This window comes from Micromonospora sp. PTRAS2, assembly GCF_054052245.1.
Map to the genome: position 1 here is coordinate 509,275 of NZ_JBSWBU010000002.1, position 17,200 is coordinate 526,474.

The window sequence follows — 17,200 nt, forward strand, 5'->3', positions numbered from 1 at the left end:
ACCCCGCCTTGCGGCGCGGTGTCCCGTCCGGCAAGCTGGTCAGCCGTGTCGAGCCCCCCACCCCGCCCCGGCCCGATCGGTGTGGTGATCGCCGCCCACGACGAGGCGAACGTCATCGGCGGCTGCCTGGACGCGCTGCTCGCCGACGCGGACACCGACGACGGCGTCGAGCTGGACGTCGTCGTGGTGGCCAACGGCTGCACCGACGACACGGCGCGGGTGGCCGCCGCGCGGCCCGGCGTACGCGTGGTGGAGCTGGCCGAGGCGGGCAAGGCGCACGCGCTGAACGCCGGGGACGCGGTGGTGCGCGGCTTCCCCCGGTTCTATCTGGACGCCGACGTGGTCCTCGGCCCCGGCGCGCTGCCGGCGATGGCCGCCGCGCTGACCGCCCCGGTGGACCCGCCGCTGGCCGTGACGCCCCGCCGGGAGATGGTCACCACCGGCCGGCCGCTGCTGGTGCGCGCCTACTACGCGATCAACACCCGGTTGCCGATCTTCGCGGACGCACTGTTCGGCCGGGGCGTGCTGGGCGTGTCGGCGGCGGGACGGGAGCGCTTCGACCGGTTCCCGGCCGAGATCGCCGACGACCTCTTCCTGGACTCCCGGTTCGCCTCGGCCGAGAAGCGCGAGGTGTCGTCGGTGGCGTCGCTCGTGCAGACCCCCCGGACGCTGCGGGACCTGGTCCGCACGCTGGCCCGGGTGCGGGCCGGCAACGCCATGCTGCGCGCCTCGCATGCCGGGATCCGGCCGTCGGTCCCGTCGTCCTGGCTGCGCGACGTGGTGCTGCCCCGCCCCTGGCTCGCGCCGGCCGCGGTGGTCTACGTGGCCGTCACGCTCGCCGCCGCGCTGCGCGCCCGCCGTCACCCGCGCGGCGCGTGGGGCCGGGACGCCTCGACCCGCTGACCGCCCCGGCGCGACGGCACGGGGCGCGGCCGGCACGGCGGCGCGGCGGGCCTGGAGCGCACCCGGCGCGGCGGCGGATCAGCGGCGCGATCGGCGCCTCGCCAGCAGCACCACGCCGATCGCGAGCGCGGCGAGCAGGGCGCCGCCGAGCCCCGAGAACAGCACCGTGGGCAGGTTGGACTGCTCCGGTGCCGCCGCCGTGAGCTGCTGCCGGTCGGCCGCGCTCCGCCGGTACGCCTCGGCCAGCTCGTTGCCGTTGCCGCCCCGGGCGACGGCGTCCAGTTGGGACACCGCCGTGGCGTCCCGTCCGGTGAAGTACGCGTCGAGCCCGCGCCGGTAGAGCCGGTCGGCGTCGCCGAGCGTGGGCGCGACCCCGGCCTCGGCGAGCAGCTCCCGGGCGGCGGTGACCGGCACGACGGCCCGGTTGGCCCCGCCCGCCCCGGACCGGTCGTTGGTGAGCACGCCGACAACCCGGCCGGCCGGGTCGAGGGCGACGCCGCCGTGGGAGTAGATGCCGATGTCGTCGCCGATCCGGAACAGCGGCACGGCGCCCTGGCCGGTGGCGGTGGCGGTGACCTGCACGGTCTTCGAGCGCAGCGTGTAGGTGGCGTCGCGGAAGTCGGCGTCGACGGTGTGGTAGCCGGCGACCACCACCACGCCGCCCGGCGTCAGCGCGGCGGCGTCGCCCAGCTCGACGCCGGGCAGGTCGGGCCGGGCGACCTTGACCAGGGCGAGGTCCCCGGCGTCGGCGGCGCGGGTGCGGACCACCTCGCCGGCGATCGCGGGGGTGCCGGTCAGCCCGCCGGTGGCCTGGTTGAGCTGCACGAAGACCTGGCTCGACGGGGGGCGGTCCGGCTCCTTGCCGGTGAACCGGGTGCCGGCCGTCCGCGACCGGACCCAGCCGTCGAGCGCGCCCGAGGTGAGCTTCTTCCCGGCGACGAGGATGCGGCCGAGGGTGTAGAGGGCCCGCTCCCGGGCGACCGGCTCGTCGGGGGCGACGCACTGGCCGTTGGTGAGCACGTGCCCGGCGGGGTCGACCACGAAGCCGCTGCACCGCCGCTGGAACGTGACGGGCGTCGGGTTGAGCAGCGCCCCGGTCCGCCCGTCGCGCAGGTATCCGTTGAAGACGGCCTCGACGAAGACGAGCCCCGGCGCGGCGGTGGCGAGCGCCCGTTCCTGCGCGCTGTAGGGGGCCGCCTGGCTCCACGGGCGGAAGCCGGCGGCGGGGGTGGCGGTCGGGAACGCCCCGGCGGGGCCGGCCGGCGGCGGCGCGTCCGCGCCCCGGGTGACGGCCCAGACGGCGAGCCCGCCGCCCGCGGCGAGCACGGCCAGGGCCAGCGCCGCGACGCCGAGCCGCAGCCCGGTGCGCGGGCGGGGCGGCGGGGACGGCTGGATGCGCCGGGCGGGCGACGCGAACGGGTCGTGCGGCGGCCCGGGGTCGGCGGGCCCGGGGTGGGCGGCCGGCGGGTCCGCCGGTGGGGTCGCGACGACCGGCGAACCGGTGGCGTGCGCCGCCCAGACCGGCGGCGCCCCCGAGCTGGGCGCCCCGGACACGGGCACCCCGGAGCTGGGGATCCCCGAGCCGGGCGGGCCCGAGATCGGGGCGCCCGAGGCGGGGACGCCCGAGGCCGGGACACCCGAGGCGGGGACGCCCGAGGCGGGCTGGCCGGAGGCGGGCACGGCCGAGCTGGGCACGCCCGAGGTCGGGGTGGCCGGGGCGACCGGGGTGGTCGCCGGCATCGCCCGGGTGGCCAGGTCGCCGACGGGCTCCAGGTGGGGCGAGCGCAGCGGCATGCCGAGCAGGCCGAAGAGCTTGTCGGCGGCGTTCTCCACCTCGGCCGGATAGGCCACCCAGGGGCGGGCGGCGGCGAAGTCGGCGTTGACGTAGCGGGGGCCGCCCGGGGTCTGCGCGAGGGTGTCCGCCGCGTTGGTGAACGCCTCCCGCCAGGGCTGGTCGGCGGCGGCGGCGCCCTCCAGCACGGCGACGGTCAGCAGCCGGTCCTGACTGTCCACCGCCCACCAGGCGCTGCCGACCTGGCAGACGCCCGACGCCTCGGTGAACCTGTACGGACCTTCCGGCTGCATGCCCCACTCCTCTGTTCACCCGCCGTGCGGATAGTACCGAGGCGGCACGACGCGGGAGGCCGTCGCGGGGTTGCCCCTGAAAGTTTTCATGCATAGGGTCAGGACATGAATGAAGGAGGCACGGTCGGGGCGTCCGCCGACCGGGTGCTCGACCTCTTCCAGGGCGTCCGGCTCACCCCGACGCAGCGGCGCATCGCGCACAGCCTGGTGCAGCACGCCGCCGCCGCGGCGTACCTCTCGGCGGCCGAGGTGGCCGAGCTGGCCGGCGTCAGCCAGCCGTCGGTGACCCGGTTCGCCGTGGCGCTCGGCCACGACGGCTACCCGGCGCTGCGCCGCCGGCTGCGGGAGCTGACCGGCGCCGCCGGCGCCGGCGAGCCCTCCGGCGGCGGCAACGAGCTGCAACGCGCCGTCGGCACCGAGGTGGCCAACCTGGAGCGGCTGGCCGGCGAGCTGGCCGACACCGACCGGATCGCCGCCGTCGGCAAGCTGCTCGCCGCGAGCCGCCCCCTGCCGGTGCTCGGGCTGCGGGCCGCCGCGCCGCTGGCGGCGTACTTCGCGTTCTTCGCCGCCAAGGTGCACCCCGACGTGCGGGTGCTCGACGACGGCGGCAGCCTGCTCGCCGACCGCCTGGAGCAGGCCGCGGCGGCCGGCGCGACCGCCCTGCTGGCCTTCGTGCTGCCCCGCTACCCCCGGGAGACCCTCGACGCGCTGGCCGAGGCGCGGGCCGCCGGGCTGACGGTGGTGGCCATCACCGACTCGCCGGTCAGCCCCGCGACCGAGCACGCCGAGGTGGTGCTCCCGGCCGCCGTCGGCACCGACCTCGTGTTCGACCTGCACACCGCACCGATGACCCTGGCGATGGTGGTCCTTCAGGCCATCTGCGACGCCGCGCCCGCCGAGACCCAGCGCCGGCTGGAGGCGTTCGAGTCCTCCGCCGCCCGCCGCCAGTTGTTCCTCGGCTGAGAGGAGAGACGAGATGCCCCAGCCCGTCCGCGCCGCCCGGGGGGCCGCGCTCACCGCCCGGGGGTGGCCGCAGGAGGCCGCCCTGCGGATGCTGATGAACAACCTCGACCCGGAGGTGGCCGAGCGCCCCGACGACCTGGTCGTCTACGGCGGCACCGGGCGGGCGGCGCGGGACTGGCCGTCGTATCACGCGCTGGTGCGCACGCTCACCGACCTGCGCGACGACGAGACGATGCTGGTGCAGTCCGGCCGACCGGTCGGGGTGCTGCGCACCCACGAGTGGGCCCCCCGGGTGCTGCTGGCCAACTCCAACCTGGTCGGCGACTGGGCCACCTGGCCGGAGTTCCGCCGCCTGGAGTCCCTCGGCCTGACCATGTACGGGCAGATGACGGCCGGCTCGTGGATCTACATCGGCACCCAGGGCATCCTCCAGGGCACCTACGAGACGTTCGCGGCCGTCGCCGCGAAGTTCGCCGGTGCCCGCGGCGACGGGCAGCAGCACGGAGACGGCACCCTCGCCGGCACGCTGACCCTCACCGCCGGCTGCGGCGGGATGGGCGGGGCGCAGCCCCTCGCGGTCACCATGAACGGCGGCGTGTGCCTGATCGTCGACGTCGACCGGTCCCGGCTGGACCGCCGGGTGCGCGACCGCTACCTCGACGAGGTCGCCGACTCCCTCGACGACGCCGTCGAGCGGGTGCTCGCCGCGAAGCGGGACCGCCGGGCGCTGTCGGTCGGCGTCGTCGGCAACGCGGCCACGGTCTTCCCCGAGCTGCTGCGCCGGGGCGTGGCGATCGACGTCGTCACCGACCAGACCAGCGCGCACGACCCGCTGTCGTACGTGCCGGAGGGGGTGGAGCTGGCCGACGCGCCCGACTATGCGAAGGCGAAGCCGGCCGAGTTCACCGACCGGGCACGGGCGTCGATGGCCAAACACGTGGAGGCGATGGTCGGCTTCCTCGACGCCGGTGCCGAGGTCTTCGACTACGGCAACTCGATCCGGGGCGAGGCGCGCCTCGGCGGGTACGAGCGGGCGTTCGACTTCCCCGGCTTCGTGCCGGCGTACATCCGGCCGCTGTTCTGCGAGGGCAAGGGCCCGTTCCGCTGGGCGGCGCTCTCCGGTGACCCGGCCGACATCGCCGCCACCGACCGGGCGATCCTCGACCTGTTCCCCGAGAACGAGTCGCTGGCCCGGTGGATCCGGCTGGCCGGCGAGCGGGTCGCGTTCCAGGGCCTGCCGGCGCGGATCTGCTGGCTCGGCTACGGCGAGCGCGACCGCGCCGGGGTGCGGTTCAACGAGATGGTCGCTTCCGGCGAGCTGTCCGCGCCGGTGGTGATCGGCCGCGACCACCTCGACTGCGGCAGCGTCGCCAGCCCCTACCGGGAGACCGAGGCGATGGCCGACGGCTCCGACGCGATCGCCGACTGGCCGCTGCTCAACGCGCTGGTCAACACGGCCAGCGGGGCGTCCTGGGTGTCCATCCACCACGGCGGCGGGGTCGGCATCGGCCGGTCCATCCACGCCGGCCAGGTCTGCGTCGCCGACGGCACCGCCCTGGCCGGGCAGAAGATCGAACGGGTGCTCACCAACGACCCGGCGATGGGCGTCATCCGGCACGTCGACGCCGGCTACGACGCGGCTCGCGAGGTCGCCGACCGCACCGGCGTCCGCGTCCCGATGGCCGAGGCGCAAGGAGGGGCCCCTTGTTAACGCATTCTGCAGGTGAAGGGCCCCTTCCTAACCACCACCACGGCAGCCAGCGGCGGTTCCGGGAGCTGTGGGACGAGATCGCGCCGATCGGGCGTGACTCCGGCAGCGGCGGCTACCTGCGGTACGCGTTCACGGCCCCCGAGCTGACGCTGCGCGACTGGTTCCGGGCGCAGGCCGACCGCCGGGGCATGCCGGTGACCGTCGACGGCAACGGCAACCTCTTCGCCCGCTGGGGCGAGCCCGACGCGCCGCAGGCGGTGCTGACCGGCAGCCACTTCGACTCGGTGCCGCACGGCGGCGCGTACGACGGGCCGCTCGGCATCGTCAGCGCGTTCCTCGCCGTGGACGAGCTGCGCGCCGCCGGGGTCACCCCGTCCCGGCCCCTCGTGGTGGCCGCGTTCGCCGAGGAGGAGGGGGCCCGGTTCGGCGTACCCTGCCTGGGGTCGAGGCTGCTCACCGGCGCGCTCGACGCCGACCGCGCGGCCGGGCTGCGCGACGCCGACGGGGTGAGCCTGGCCGAGGCGCTGGGCGACCGGCCGGCGGGCCCCCGCCCCGACCTGCTCGGCGGCTGGTCGTGCTTCGTGGAGCTGCACGTCGAGCAGGGCCGCGCGCTGGTCGACCAGGGCGCGCCCGTCGCGGTCGCCAGCGCCATCTGGCCGCACGGCCGCTGGCGCTTCGACTTCCACGGCGAGGGCAACCACGCCGGTACGACCCGGATGGCCGACCGCCGCGACCCCATGCTCACGTACGCGTTCACGGTGCTCGCGGCCAACAAGGAGGCCCGGCTGCGCGGCGCGCACGCCACGGTGGGCCGGGTCCGGGTCGAGCCGAACGCCACCAACGCGATCCCGGCGCGGGTGACCGGCTGGCTGGACGCCCGTGCCGCCGACCCGGAGACCGTCGCCGGCCTGGTCGAGGCGGTCCGGGCGAAGGCCGCCGAGCGGGCCGGCCGCGACGGCACGGAGGTGACGGTGACCGAGGAGTCGGCGACGCCGCTGGTCGGCTTCGACGGCGACCTCGGCGGGCGGCTCGCCGCGCTGCTCGGCGCGCCGGTGCTGCCCACCGGGGCGGGCCACGACGCGGGGGTCCTCGCCGGGCACCTGCCCACGGCGATGCTGTTCGTACGCAACCCGACCGGGGTGTCGCACTCCCCCGCCGAGGCGGCCACCGACGCCGACTGCGCCGCCGGGGTGACCGCCCTGGCCCGGGTGCTGACGGAGCTGACGTGCCAATGACCGGACAGGCGCGACGATGACCGCCACCCGCTGGCTCGCCGAGTACGCGTGGCTGCCCGACCGGCCCGAGCCCACCGCCGACGTGCTGATCGAGGCCGACGGCGGCCGGCTCACCGCCGTCGCCCCGCTGTCGGCCGGCGGCGCGCCCACCGCCGGGGTCGAGGTGCTGGCCGACGCCATACGGCTGCCCGGGCTGACCCTGCCCGGCCTGGCCAACGCCCACTCGCACGCGTTCCACCGCGCCCTGCGCGGGCGCACCCAGGGCGCGGACGGCGGGCCGGGCGGACAGGGCGGGCGGGGCGACTTCTGGAGCTGGCGCGACCGGATGTACGAGGTGGCCGCCCGCCTCGACCCGGACAGCTACCTGGCCCTGGCCCGCGCCGCGTACGCCGAGATGGCCCTCGCGGGGATCACCTGCGTCGGCGAGTTCCACTACCTGCACCACGGCCCCGACGGCACCCGCTACGCCGACCCGAACGCGATGGGCGCGGCCCTGATCGAGGCCGCCGCCCAGGCCGGCGTCCGGCTCACCCTGCTCGACACGCTCTACCTGACCGCCACCGTGGACGGCGCGCCGCTCGCCGGCCCGCAGCGGCGCTTCGGCGACGGCGACGTCGACGGGTGGTCCGACCGGCACGACCGGCTGGCCGCCGCGCAACAGGGCCGGCCGCACGCCCGGATCGGGGCGGCGCTGCACTCGGTGCGGGCGGTGCCGGCCGACCAGATCGCCACCTTCGCCGCCCGCAACGAGGGGGTGCCGCTGCACGTGCACCTGTCCGAGCAGCCGACCGAGAACGACGCCTGCCGGGCCGCGCACGGGGTCACCCCGACCCGGCTGCTGGCCGACCGGGGGGCGCTCACCCCGGCCACGACCGCCGTGCACGCCACCCACCTCACCAGCGCCGACGTGACGCTGCTCGGCGACGCCGGCACCGGCGTCTGCCTCTGCCCGACCACCGAGCGGGACCTGGCCGACGGGATCGGGCCGGCGCGGCGGCTCGCCGACGCGGGCATCGCCCTGAGCCTGGGCAGCGACAGCCACGCCGTCGTCGACCCGTTCGAGGAGGCCCGGGCGGTGGAGCTGGACGAGCGGCTGCGCACCCGCCGCCGGGGGCACTTCGCCCCGGCGGAGCTGCTGGCCGCCGCGACCGTGGCCGGGCACGCCGCGCTGGGCTGGGCCGACGCCGGCCGGCTCGCCGTCGGGGCCCGCGCCGACCTGGTGACCGTGCGCCTGGACACCGCCCGCACCGCCGGGGTGCCACCGGTCGGTGCGTTCTTCGCGGCGACCGCCGCCGACGTCGCCTCGGTGGTCGTCGACGGCCGGCAGGTCGTCGCCGACGGGCGGCACCTGACCGTGGACGTGCCGGCCGCGCTGCGCGCCGCCATCGGGGCGGTGACCCGGTGATCGGCAGCCTGCTGGTCGACGACATCGGCGAGCTGGTCACCAACGTGGCCGGCACCGGCGACGGCGGCCCGCTGGGCCTGCGCCGCGACGCCGCCGTGCTGATCGAGGACGGGCGGGTCGCCTGGGTCGGGCCGGCGCGCTACGCGCCCGCCGCCGACCGCCGCGTCGACGCGCAGGGCGGCGCGGTCCTGCCGGGCTTCGTGGACAGCCACGCCCACCTGGTCTTCGCCGGGGACCGGGCCGCCGAGTTCGCCGCCCGGATGGCCGGCGAGCCGTACACGGGCGGGGGCATCCGCACCACGGTCGGCGCGACCCGCGCCGCCTCCGACGGCCAACTGCGGGCCACCGTGCGCCGACTGGTCGGCGAGGCGATGCGGCAGGGCACCACCACGATCGAGACCAAGAGCGGGTACGGCCTCACCGTCGCCGACGAGGCCCGGTCGCTGCGGATCGCCGCCGAGGTGACCGGCGAGACCACCTTCCTCGGCGCGCACGTCGTCCCCGCCGAGTACGCGGGCCGCCCCGACGACTACGTGGGCCTGGTCTGCGGGCCGATGCTCGCCGCCGCCGCGCCGTACGCCCGCTGGGTCGACGTGTTCTGCGAGCGGGGCGCGTTCGACGCCGACCACGCGCGGGCGATCCTCACCGTCGGGCAGGCCGCCGGGCTTGGGGTGCGGCTGCACGCCAACCAGCTCGGCCCCGGCCCGGGGGTGCAGCTCGGCGTCGAGCTGGGCGCGGCCAGCGTCGACCACTGCACCCACCTGTCCGACGCCGACGTCGACGCGCTCGCCGGCTCGCCGACCGTGGCCACCCTGCTGCCGGGGGCGGAGTTCTCCACCCGGTCGCCGTACCCGGACGCGCGGCGGCTGCTCGACGCGGGCGCGACCGTGGCGCTGGCCACCGACTGCAACCCCGGGTCGTCGTACACCTCGTCGATGCCGTTCTGCGTCGCGCTCGCCGTACGCGAGATGCGGATGACCCCGGCGGAGGCCGTGTGGGCCGCGACCGCCGGGGGCGCGCGGGCGCTGCGCCGCGACGACGTCGGGGTGCTGCGGCCCGGCGCGCGGGCCGACCTGATCGTCCTCGACGCCCCGTCCCACCTGCACCTGGCCTACCGGCCCGGTGTTCCCCTGATCCGCCAGGTCCTGCACAACGGAGTGCCGCAATGTCGATCGTGACCGTCCAGCCCACCGGGGTCTCCCCCGCCGACGTGCTCGCCGTGGCGCGCGGCGCCGCGAAGGTCGTCCTCGACCCGTCCACCGTGGCGGCGATGGCCACCAGCCGGTCCATCGTGGACGGCATCGAGGCCGCCGGCCGCCCCGTGTACGGCGTCTCCACCGGATTCGGGGCCCTGGCCAACACGTTCGTCGCGCCCGATCGACGGGCCGAGCTGCAGCACGCGCTGATCCGCTCGCACGCCGCCGGGGTGGGCGCGCCGATGCCCCGCGAGGTGGTCCGGGCCATGATGCTGCTGCGGGTCCGCTCGCTGGCGCTGGGCCGCTCCGGGGTCCGCCCGCTGGTCGCGCAGGCCCTGGTGGACCTGCTCAACGCCGACGTCACCCCGTGGGTGCCGGAGCACGGCTCACTCGGCGCGTCCGGCGACCTGGCCCCGCTCGCGCACTGCGCGCTGGTGCTGCTCGGCGAGGGCTGGGTGCTCGGCCCGGCCGGCGAGCGCCTGCCCGCCGCCGACGCGCTGGACGCGGCCGGGCTGGCCCCGGTCGAGCTGGCCGCGAAGGAGGGGCTCGCGCTGATCAACGGCACCGACGGCATGCTCGGCATGCTGCTGCTGGCGATCCGCGACGCGGCCCACCTGTTCACCATGGCCGACGTGACGGCCGCGCTGGCCATCGAGGCGATGCTCGGCTCGGAGCGGCCGTTCCTGCCGGAACTGCACGCGATCCGGCCGCACCCCGGCCAGTCCGTGTCGGCCGCGAACATCCACCGGCTGCTCCAGGACTCCGCCGTGATGGACTCGCACCGCGACGACCTGGCGCACGCCGTGCAGGACGCGTACTCGATGCGCTGCGCGCCGCAGGTCGCCGGGGCGGCCCGCGACACGCTCGGCTTCGTCCGCGCGGTCGCCGACCGGGAGCTGGTGTCCGTGGTGGACAACCCGGTCGTGCTGCCCGACGGCCGGGTCGAGTCGACCGGTAACTTCCACGGCGCGCCGCTCGGCTTCGCGGCCGACTTCCTGGCCATCGCCGCCGCCGAGGTGGGGGCCATCGCCGAGCGGCGGGTCGACCGGCTGCTCGACGTCACCCGCAACCGGGACCTGCCGGCGTTCCTCTCCCCCGACGCCGGGGTCAACTCCGGGCTGATGATCGCCCAGTACACGGCCGCCGGGATCGTCGCGGAGAACCGCCGGCTCGCCGCGCCCGCCTCGGTGGACTCGCTGCCGACCAGCGGCATGCAGGAGGACCACGTGTCGATGGGCTGGGCGGCGACCAAGAAGCTGCGCACCGTGCTGGACAACCTGACCAGCCTGCTCGCCGTGGAGCTGCTGGCCGCCGTGCGGGGCCTCCAGCTGCGCGCCCCGCTCACGCCGTCCCCGGCCGGGCGGGCGGCCCTCGCGGCGCTCGGCGGGGCCGCCGGTGAGCCGGGGCCGGACGTCTTCCTCGCCCCGCTGATGGAGGCCGCCCGCGCCGTGGTGGCCGGGCCGGAGCTGCGGGCGGCGATCGAGCGGCAGGTCGGCCCGCTGGGCTGAGCGTCGCCGTCCCGCCTGGCCGCGCCGGCCCGCGCCTTGCCCGGCCGCCCTCGCCCCGCGCCGCCCCGCCCGCGCCGCCTCAGCTCCCGAGGATCGCCACGCCGATCAGGACCGGCACCGCCGCCACGGTGGACAGCAGCACCGCGTCCCGGGCCAGCACGACGCCCCGGTCGTAGCGGACCGCGTAGACGAAGACGTTCTGCGCGGTCGGCAGCGCGGCCGTGACCGTGCAGGCCAGCACCGTCGGCTGCGGCAGCCCCAGCGCGTACCGCGCCACGAGGTACGCGACGACGGGCTGGGCCAGGGTCTTCAGCGCGACGGCCAGCCACACGTCCCGCCCGGTGTCCCCGGAGCCGGGCCGGGGCGCGCCGTGCAGCGACAGCCCGTACGACAGCAGGGCGGCGGGCACGGCCATCGCCGCCACCAGCTCCACCGGCCGCAGCACGGGCTCCGGCGGCAGCCAGCCGGTCAGGTTGACGGCCAGGCCCAGGGCGCAGCCCACCGTGACCGGATTGGCCAGCGGCGCGACCACCGACCGGGCCACCGACCGCCGACCGCCGACCGCCGTGTCCAGCACGACGAAGGCGACCGGTGCCATCACGACGAGCTGGAACATGATGACCGGCGCGATGAACGACGCGTCGCCGAGGACGTAGACCGCGACGGGGATGCCGATGTTCGCCGCGTTCACGTACGACGACGTGAGCGCCCCGATCGTGGCCTCCGCCGCCGGACGCCGCCACAGCAGCCGCGCGACCAGCACGAACACCGTCGCCACGACGGTGGTGCCCGCGACCGTCACGACCAGGGCGGCCGAGAAGACCTCGCGCAGGTCGGCGTGGGCGACCGTGTCGAACAGCAGCGCCGGGGTCGCGACGAAGAACGCCACCCGGGACAGCACGGTGGACGCCCCCGGCCCGAGCACGCCGAGGCGGCCCACCAGGTAGCCGACGCCGATGACGGCGCCGATGACGGCGAAGCCCGTCAGCACACCAGGCACGTCGCTCCCCGGCCGACCGCCGCCCGCCCCGCCGTCAGGCCGCCGGCGGCAGCACCTTCGCGACCAGCTTCGCCAGCTCGCGCAGCGCCTTGCCCCGGTGGCTGATCGCGTCCTTCTCCTGCGGGGTCAGCTCCGCGTTGGTGCGGTCCTGTCCGTCGCCGAGGAAGATCGGGTCGTACCCGAAGCCGCCCTCGCCGCGCGGCGCGCGCAGCAGCCGACCGGCCTGGCGGCCGTCGACCAGGTGCTCCTTGCCGCCGGGCAGCACCAGGGCCACGGTGCAGACGAAGGACGCGCCCCGGTGCTCGTCGGGCAGGTCGGCGATCTGGTCCAGCACCAGCTCCAGGTTGGCCCGGTCGTCGCCGTGCTTGCCGGACCAGCGGGCGCTGAACACCCCCGGCATGCCGTTGAGCGCGTCCACGGCGAGGCCGGAGTCGTCGGCGATGGTCGGCAGGCCCGTGCGCCGGCAGCCCTCCCGCGCCTTGATCAGCGCGTTCTCGCCGAAGGTCAGGCCGGTCTCGGGCAGCTCCGGGTATTCCTCGACGTCGTCGAGGCCGAGCAGGGCGACCCGGTGCGCGCCGAGCGCGCCGTCGAGGATCCGCTGCAGCTCGACGAGCTTCTTGCGGTTACGGGTGGCGAGCAGGACCTTCGTCATGAGAGTGCCTTCCGCTGGGCCTCGGCCAACTCCGCACAGCCGGCGACGGCCAGGTCGAGCAGGGCGTCGAGCTGGTCGCGGGCGAAGACGCCGGACTCTCCCGTGCCCTGCACCTCGACGAACTCGCCGGTCCCGGTGCAGACGACGTTCATGTCGACCTCGGCGGCCACGTCCTCTTCGTAGCAGAGGTCCAGCCGGGCCTCGCCGGCGATCACGCCGACGCTGACGGCGGCGACGGAGCGGTGCATCACCTTCTCCGGCTTACCGGCCAGCGCCTTGCGGGCGGCCAGCCAGGTCACCGCGTCGTGCAGCGCCACGTACGCCCCGGTGATGGCCGCGGTGCGGGTGCCGCCGTCGGCCTGGAGCACGTCGCAGTCGAGGACGACGGAGTTCTCGCCGAGGGCCTTGAGGTCGATGGCGGCCCGCAGGCTGCGGCCGATCAGCCGGGAGATCTCGTGGGTGCGCCCGCCGACCTTGCCCCGGACGCTCTCCCGGTCGGAGCGGGTGTTCGTGGCGCGGGGCAGCATCGCGTACTCGGCGGTCACCCAGCCGAGCCCGGAGCCCTTGCGCCAGCGGGGCACCCCCTCGGTGACGCTGGCGGTGCAGAGCACCCGCGTCCCGCCGAACTCGACGAGCACGGAGCCCTCCGGGTGGGTGCTCCAGCCCCGGCTCAGGGTCACCGGTCGGAGTTGGTCGGGCCGCCGCCCGTCAGGTCGCGCCATCCCTGCACCCTATGCGGTGCGGCGGACGGGGCCGCCGCGGGTCCCGCCCTGCGCGCTCGCGTCGGCGCACGCCGGATCGGCGCGCCCGCCGGCCCAGCGCGATCGGCGCACCCGCCGGCCCAGCGGTTAGGAAGGGACCCCTGTACAACAGAATGCGTTAACAGGGGGCCCCTCCTTACATCCAGGCGGCCGGCAGGACGTCGGCCGGCTCCCCGGCGGACCGCACCGCCCGGTAGTGGCCGATCAGCTCGTCGCCGACGGCCGACCAGCTCCGCCGCGCGACGAGGGCCCGTGCGGCGGCCCCGTACGCGGCCCGGCGGGCGGGGTCCGCGACCAGCTCCGCGACGGCGTCGGCCAGCGCCACCGGGTCGCCGGGCGGCACCAGCAGGCCGGTGACGCCGGGCTGGACGAGGTCCACCGGGCCGCCGCTGGCGGGTGCGACGACCGGCACCCCGCTGGCCGCCGCCTCCTGGATCGTCTGGCCGAAGGTCTCGTGCGGCCCGGTGTGCACGAACACGTCGAGGCTGGCGTAGAGCCGGGCCAGCGCCGCGCCCTGCTGCACGCCGAGGAAGGTCACCCCGGGCAGGGCCCGTTCGAGGTGCCGGCGGGCCGGGCCGTCGCCGGCCACCACCACCCGTACGCCGGGCAGCCGCGCGGTGGCCGCGAGCAGGTCGACCCGCTTCTCCGGGGCCAGCCGGCCGACGTACCCGACGAGGACCCGGCCGTCCGGGGCGAGCGACCGGCGCAGCGCCGGGCAGCGGTGGTCCGGCCGGAAGCGCTCCGCGTCGACGCCGCGCCGCCACAGCCAGATCCGCTCGACGCCGTTGGCGATGAGGTCGGCGGCGGCCCGGGTGGACGGGGCGAGGGTCCGCCCGGCCGCGTTGTGGATCTCCCGGAGCCGACGCCAGGCCGCCGCCTCACCCCAGCCGACCCGGTACGCGCGGGCGTACGCGGCGACGTCGGTCTGGTAGACGGCGACGGTGGGCAGCCCGTGCCGGGCGGCCAGGGTGGCGGCGCGCGCCCCCAGCACGAACGGGCTGGCGAGGTGCACCACGTCCGGCCGGTGGGCCAGCAGCGCCTCCGCGAGCCGCCCGCCGGGCACCCCGACCCGGAACCCCCGGTAGCGGGGCAGCGGCACGCTCGGGATGCGCACCACGGGGTACGGCTGGCGGTCGGCCGCCGCCCGGCGCGCGGCCGGCGGGGCGGGCGCGATGACCAGCGGCTGGTGCCCCCGGTGCAGCAGGTGCTCGGCGCTGCGCACGACGGAGTGCGCCACGCCGTTGACGTCCGGGGGAAACGACTCGGTCACGAGGGCGATCCGCATGGCCTCACCGTGCGGGCGGCACGGATGCGCCAGGCGACGGGCCGCTGACGGCCCGGCGAACAGTACGGCACAACCCGGCGGCGGTGCCGCCCGGCGGGTCAGACGTCGTAGCAGGCGCCGGCGCGGACCACTTCCAGCGGCCCGTCGTAGGCCGTGCCGGCCGCCTCGACGGTGAGCGCCTCGCTGCCCCACGCGGCGACCAGGTGGGTCAGCAGCAGCCGCCCCACGCCGGCCTTGGTGGCCGCCTCGCCGGCCTCCCGGCCGGTCAGGTGCAGGTCCGGCGGGTTCTCCACCCCGTCGAGGTAGCTGGCCTCGCAGAGGAAGAGGTCGGCGTCCTGGGCCAGCCGCAGCAGCGCCTCGCAGGGCGCGGTGTCGGAGGAGTAGCAGAGCACCCGGCCGTCGTGTTCCAGCCGCACGCCGTACGTCTCGATCGGGTGGTTCATCCGGTCGACGGTGACGGTGAACGGGCCGATCGGGAAGGTGCCGGGCTGGAGGCCGTAGAACTGGTAGACGTCCTCGACGGTGCTGTCCTCCTGGCCGTAGGCCAGGGCGAGCCGGTCCGGTGCGCCGGAGGGGGCGTAGACGGGCAGGGCCGGGTACGGGCCGTCCGGGGCGTACCGCCGCACCACCACGTACGAGGCGGCGTCGAGCATGTGGTCGCAGTGCAGGTGGGTGAGGATGATGGCGTCCGGGGCGTGCAGCCCGGCGTAGCGCTGGAGGGTGGAGAGCGCGCCGGAGCCGAAGTCGACCAGCAGCCGGAAACCCTCGGCCTCGACCAGGTAGGCCGAGCACGGGGAGTCTGGTCCGGGAAAGCTCCCGGCACAGCCCAGGACGGTCAGTCTCATGGAGTCGTCCCGCTGTCACATACCGTAGTCGTCACGTCGGCCGCCGCTCCGTCGATGATCTTTACCGACGCGTACGACACGCTGCGCAGCCTACGCTGACGCACCCCGGCGCAAGAATCATCTGCTGGAAGTTGTCACGAACGTGACACCCCCGGCCCGCCTCCGGGTCAGTGACGACGAACGGGCCGCGCCGGTCACCCGGTCACGGCCCGTCAGCGTCGACCCGCCCGTCAGCGGCCCGCAGGGCCCGTCGACTGGCCCGTCGTCACGCCCAGAGCTGCCCTTCCAGGGCCTCCTCGGCGTCGGCGAGGGTGCCGCCGTACGCGCCGGTGCTCAGGTATTTCCAGCCGCCGTCGCAGACCACGAACGCGACGTCGGCGCGGCGGCCGTCGCGGACCGCCTCGTGCGCCACCGCGAGGGCGGCGTGCAGGATCGCCCCGGTGGAGAAGCCCGCGAAGATCCCCTCCACCTCGACGAGCTGCCGTGTGCGCAGCACGGCGTCCCGGGTGCCGACGGAGAACCGCCGGGTCAGCACCGTGGCGTCGTAGAGCTCCGGGACGTAGCCCTCGTCGATGTTGCGCAGCCCGTAGACCAGCTCGCCGTAGCGCGGCTCGGCGGCGACGATCTGGATGCCGTCGACCTTCTCCCGCAGGTAGCGGCCGGTGCCCATGAGCGTGCCGGTGGTGCCCAGCCCCGCCACGAAGTGGGTGATCGTGGGCAGGTCCTGGAGCAGCTCGGGGCCGGTGGTCTCGAAGTGCGCCCGGGCGTTCGCCTCGTTGCCGTACTGGTAGAGCATCACCCAGTCGGGGTGCTCGGCGGAGATCTGCTTGGCGGTGGCGACGGCCTGGTTCGAGCCGCCGGCGGCCGGCGAGAAGATGATCTCCGCGCCGTACATCCGGAGCAGCTGGACGCGCTCGGTCGAGACGTTCTCCGGCATGACGCAGACCAGCCGGTAGCCTCGCAGCTTGGCCACCATGGCCAGGGAGATGCCGGTGTTGCCGCTGGTCGGCTCCAGGATCGTGTCGCCGGGGCGCAGTCTGCCGTCGGACTCCGCCCGGCGGACCATGAACAGGGCCGCCCGGTCCTTGATGCTGCCGGTCGGGTTCCGGTCCTCCAGCTTCGCCCACAGCCGCACCGGCGGTGCCCCCTCGGGCACCACCGGCGACAGCCGCGGCAACCCCACCAGGGGCGTGCCGCCGCAGGCGTCCAGCAGGCTGTCGTAGCGCGCCATCGCCGGCCGCCTCAGCGGACGACGGCGCGCGGGGTCACCGAAGGCGGAACGACCGCCGCCGCGGCGCTGTGCGAGGCGATCGCCGCCGCCGCCGCGAAGCCGAACGCGCCGCCGGCCACGGCCGGCAGGATGGTGACGCTGTCGCCGTCGTTGAGCTTGGCGTCGAGCGCGCCGAGGAAGCGGACGTCCTCGTCGTTGACGTAGACGTTGACGAACCGGTGCAGCACGCCGGCGTCGGTGACCAGGCGGGCCCGCAGGCCGCCGTGCCGGGAGTCCAGGTCGGTCAGCAGGTCGCCCAGGGTGTCGCCGGCGCCCTCGACGACCTTCGCGCCGCCGGTGTACGTGCGCAGGATGGTGGGGATGCGAACCTCGATGGCCATGGTGTCTCGTACTCCTTGTTCGGGTGTGCGGTCTGCACGG

General features: G+C 76.3%; 15 protein-coding genes. 7 read left to right on the top strand and 8 right to left on the bottom strand.

From position 1 onward, the window contains the following. Positions 1–45: 45 nt before the first annotated feature. Positions 46–903, top strand: coding sequence for a glycosyltransferase (locus tag ACVMYR_RS08215; protein WP_457121473.1), 858 nt, complete (start codon positions 46–48; stop codon positions 901–903). 78 nt (positions 904–981) lie between these two features. On the opposite strand, the gene ACVMYR_RS08220 is transcribed toward ACVMYR_RS08215, so the two are convergent. Beyond that, a complete protein-coding gene (locus ACVMYR_RS08220) occupies positions 982–2,988 on the bottom strand; it encodes a trypsin-like peptidase domain-containing protein (protein WP_457121474.1) in 2,007 nt (668 codons plus the stop codon). A 105-nt stretch (positions 2,989–3,093) separates the two neighbouring features. On the opposite strand from ACVMYR_RS08220, the gene ACVMYR_RS08225 reads away from it, so the two are divergent. From ACVMYR_RS08225 to hutH, 6 genes are read left to right on the top strand one after another with little or no spacing between them, the layout of a single operon-like run. Then, a complete protein-coding gene (locus ACVMYR_RS08225) occupies positions 3,094–3,951 on the top strand; it encodes a MurR/RpiR family transcriptional regulator (protein ID WP_091274296.1) in 858 nt (285 codons plus the stop codon). 13 nt (positions 3,952–3,964) lie between these two features. Further along, positions 3,965–5,662 (top strand): urocanate hydratase, encoded by a 1,698-nt coding sequence (hutU, locus tag ACVMYR_RS08230; RefSeq protein ID WP_457121475.1) that lies wholly within the window; start codon positions 3,965–3,967, stop codon positions 5,660–5,662. Continuing rightward, positions 5,656–6,897, top strand: a complete 1,242-nt coding sequence (locus ACVMYR_RS08235) for an allantoate amidohydrolase (protein WP_457121476.1) — start codon at positions 5,656–5,658, stop codon at positions 6,895–6,897. The genes hutU and ACVMYR_RS08235 overlap by 7 nt, the downstream gene beginning before the upstream one ends. A 16-nt stretch (positions 6,898–6,913) precedes the next feature. After that, positions 6,914–8,302, top strand: a complete 1,389-nt coding sequence (locus ACVMYR_RS08240) for a formimidoylglutamate deiminase (RefSeq protein WP_457121477.1) — start codon at positions 6,914–6,916, stop codon at positions 8,300–8,302. Further along, on the top strand, positions 8,302–9,480 hold the full coding sequence (gene hutI, locus ACVMYR_RS08245; RefSeq protein WP_077936499.1) for an imidazolonepropionase: 1,179 nt from the start codon (positions 8,302–8,304) through the stop codon (positions 9,478–9,480). The genes ACVMYR_RS08240 and hutI overlap by 1 nt, the downstream gene beginning before the upstream one ends. After that, entirely contained in the window at positions 9,468–11,006 is a 1,539-nt protein-coding gene (gene hutH, locus ACVMYR_RS08250; protein WP_457121478.1) for a histidine ammonia-lyase, read from the top strand. Before hutI ends, hutH begins: the two co-directional genes overlap by 13 nt. A 79-nt stretch (positions 11,007–11,085) precedes the next feature. Here hutH and ACVMYR_RS08255 read toward each other — a convergent pair whose 3' ends face one another. The 7 genes from ACVMYR_RS08255 to ACVMYR_RS08285 all read right to left on the bottom strand — a co-directional run bounded on the left by ACVMYR_RS08255 (position 11,086) and on the right by ACVMYR_RS08285 (position 17,160). Next, a complete protein-coding gene (locus tag ACVMYR_RS08255) occupies positions 11,086–12,006 on the bottom strand; it encodes an AEC family transporter (protein ID WP_077936492.1) in 921 nt (306 codons plus the stop codon). Between the two features lie 34 nt (positions 12,007–12,040). Further along, entirely contained in the window at positions 12,041–12,658 is a 618-nt protein-coding gene (rdgB, locus tag ACVMYR_RS08260; protein WP_043962179.1) for an RdgB/HAM1 family non-canonical purine NTP pyrophosphatase, read from the bottom strand. Then, positions 12,655–13,380, bottom strand: a complete 726-nt coding sequence (gene rph, locus ACVMYR_RS08265) for a ribonuclease PH (RefSeq protein ID WP_229403925.1) — start codon at positions 13,378–13,380, stop codon at positions 12,655–12,657. The genes rdgB and rph overlap by 4 nt, the downstream gene beginning before the upstream one ends. 175 nt (positions 13,381–13,555) lie before the next feature. Further along, positions 13,556–14,704 (bottom strand): glycosyltransferase family 4 protein, encoded by a 1,149-nt coding sequence (locus tag ACVMYR_RS08270; RefSeq protein ID WP_457121479.1) that lies wholly within the window; start codon positions 14,702–14,704, stop codon positions 13,556–13,558. Positions 14,705–14,802: 98 nt separating this feature from the next. Further along, on the bottom strand, positions 14,803–15,549 hold the full coding sequence (locus ACVMYR_RS08275) for an MBL fold metallo-hydrolase (protein WP_077936489.1): 747 nt from the start codon (positions 15,547–15,549) through the stop codon (positions 14,803–14,805). Positions 15,550–15,814: 265 nt separating this feature from the next. Then, positions 15,815–16,780, bottom strand: a complete 966-nt coding sequence (locus tag ACVMYR_RS08280; protein ID WP_043962174.1) for a PLP-dependent cysteine synthase family protein — start codon at positions 16,778–16,780, stop codon at positions 15,815–15,817. Between the two features lie 11 nt (positions 16,781–16,791). After that, positions 16,792–17,160, bottom strand: a complete 369-nt coding sequence (locus ACVMYR_RS08285) for a MoaD family protein (protein WP_077936488.1) — start codon at positions 17,158–17,160, stop codon at positions 16,792–16,794. Positions 17,161–17,200: the final 40 nt, after the last annotated feature.

Bases quoted from the DNA above. Each gene is read 5' to 3' on its own strand.
- hutH (WP_457121478.1), top strand. From the start codon at position 9,468: ATGTCGATCGTGACCGTCCAGCCCACCGGGGTCTCCCCCGCCGACGTG.
- rph (WP_229403925.1), bottom strand. From the start codon at position 13,380: ATGGCGCGACCTGACGGGCGGCGGCCCGACCAACTCCGACCGGTGACC.
- hutU (WP_457121475.1), top strand. From the start codon at position 3,965: ATGCCCCAGCCCGTCCGCGCCGCCCGGGGGGCCGCGCTCACCGCCCGG.
- ACVMYR_RS08240 (WP_457121477.1), top strand. From the start codon at position 6,914: ATGACCGCCACCCGCTGGCTCGCCGAGTACGCGTGGCTGCCCGACCGG.
- ACVMYR_RS08220 (WP_457121474.1), bottom strand. From the start codon at position 2,988: ATGCAGCCGGAAGGTCCGTACAGGTTCACCGAGGCGTCGGGCGTCTGC.
- ACVMYR_RS08275 (WP_077936489.1), bottom strand. From the start codon at position 15,549: ATGAGACTGACCGTCCTGGGCTGTGCCGGGAGCTTTCCCGGACCAGAC.
- ACVMYR_RS08225 (WP_091274296.1), top strand. From the start codon at position 3,094: ATGAATGAAGGAGGCACGGTCGGGGCGTCCGCCGACCGGGTGCTCGAC.
- ACVMYR_RS08280 (WP_043962174.1), bottom strand. From the start codon at position 16,780: ATGGCGCGCTACGACAGCCTGCTGGACGCCTGCGGCGGCACGCCCCTG.
- ACVMYR_RS08285 (WP_077936488.1), bottom strand. From the start codon at position 17,160: ATGGCCATCGAGGTTCGCATCCCCACCATCCTGCGCACGTACACCGGC.
- rdgB (WP_043962179.1), bottom strand. From the start codon at position 12,658: ATGACGAAGGTCCTGCTCGCCACCCGTAACCGCAAGAAGCTCGTCGAG.
- ACVMYR_RS08270 (WP_457121479.1), bottom strand. From the start codon at position 14,704: ATGCGGATCGCCCTCGTGACCGAGTCGTTTCCCCCGGACGTCAACGGC.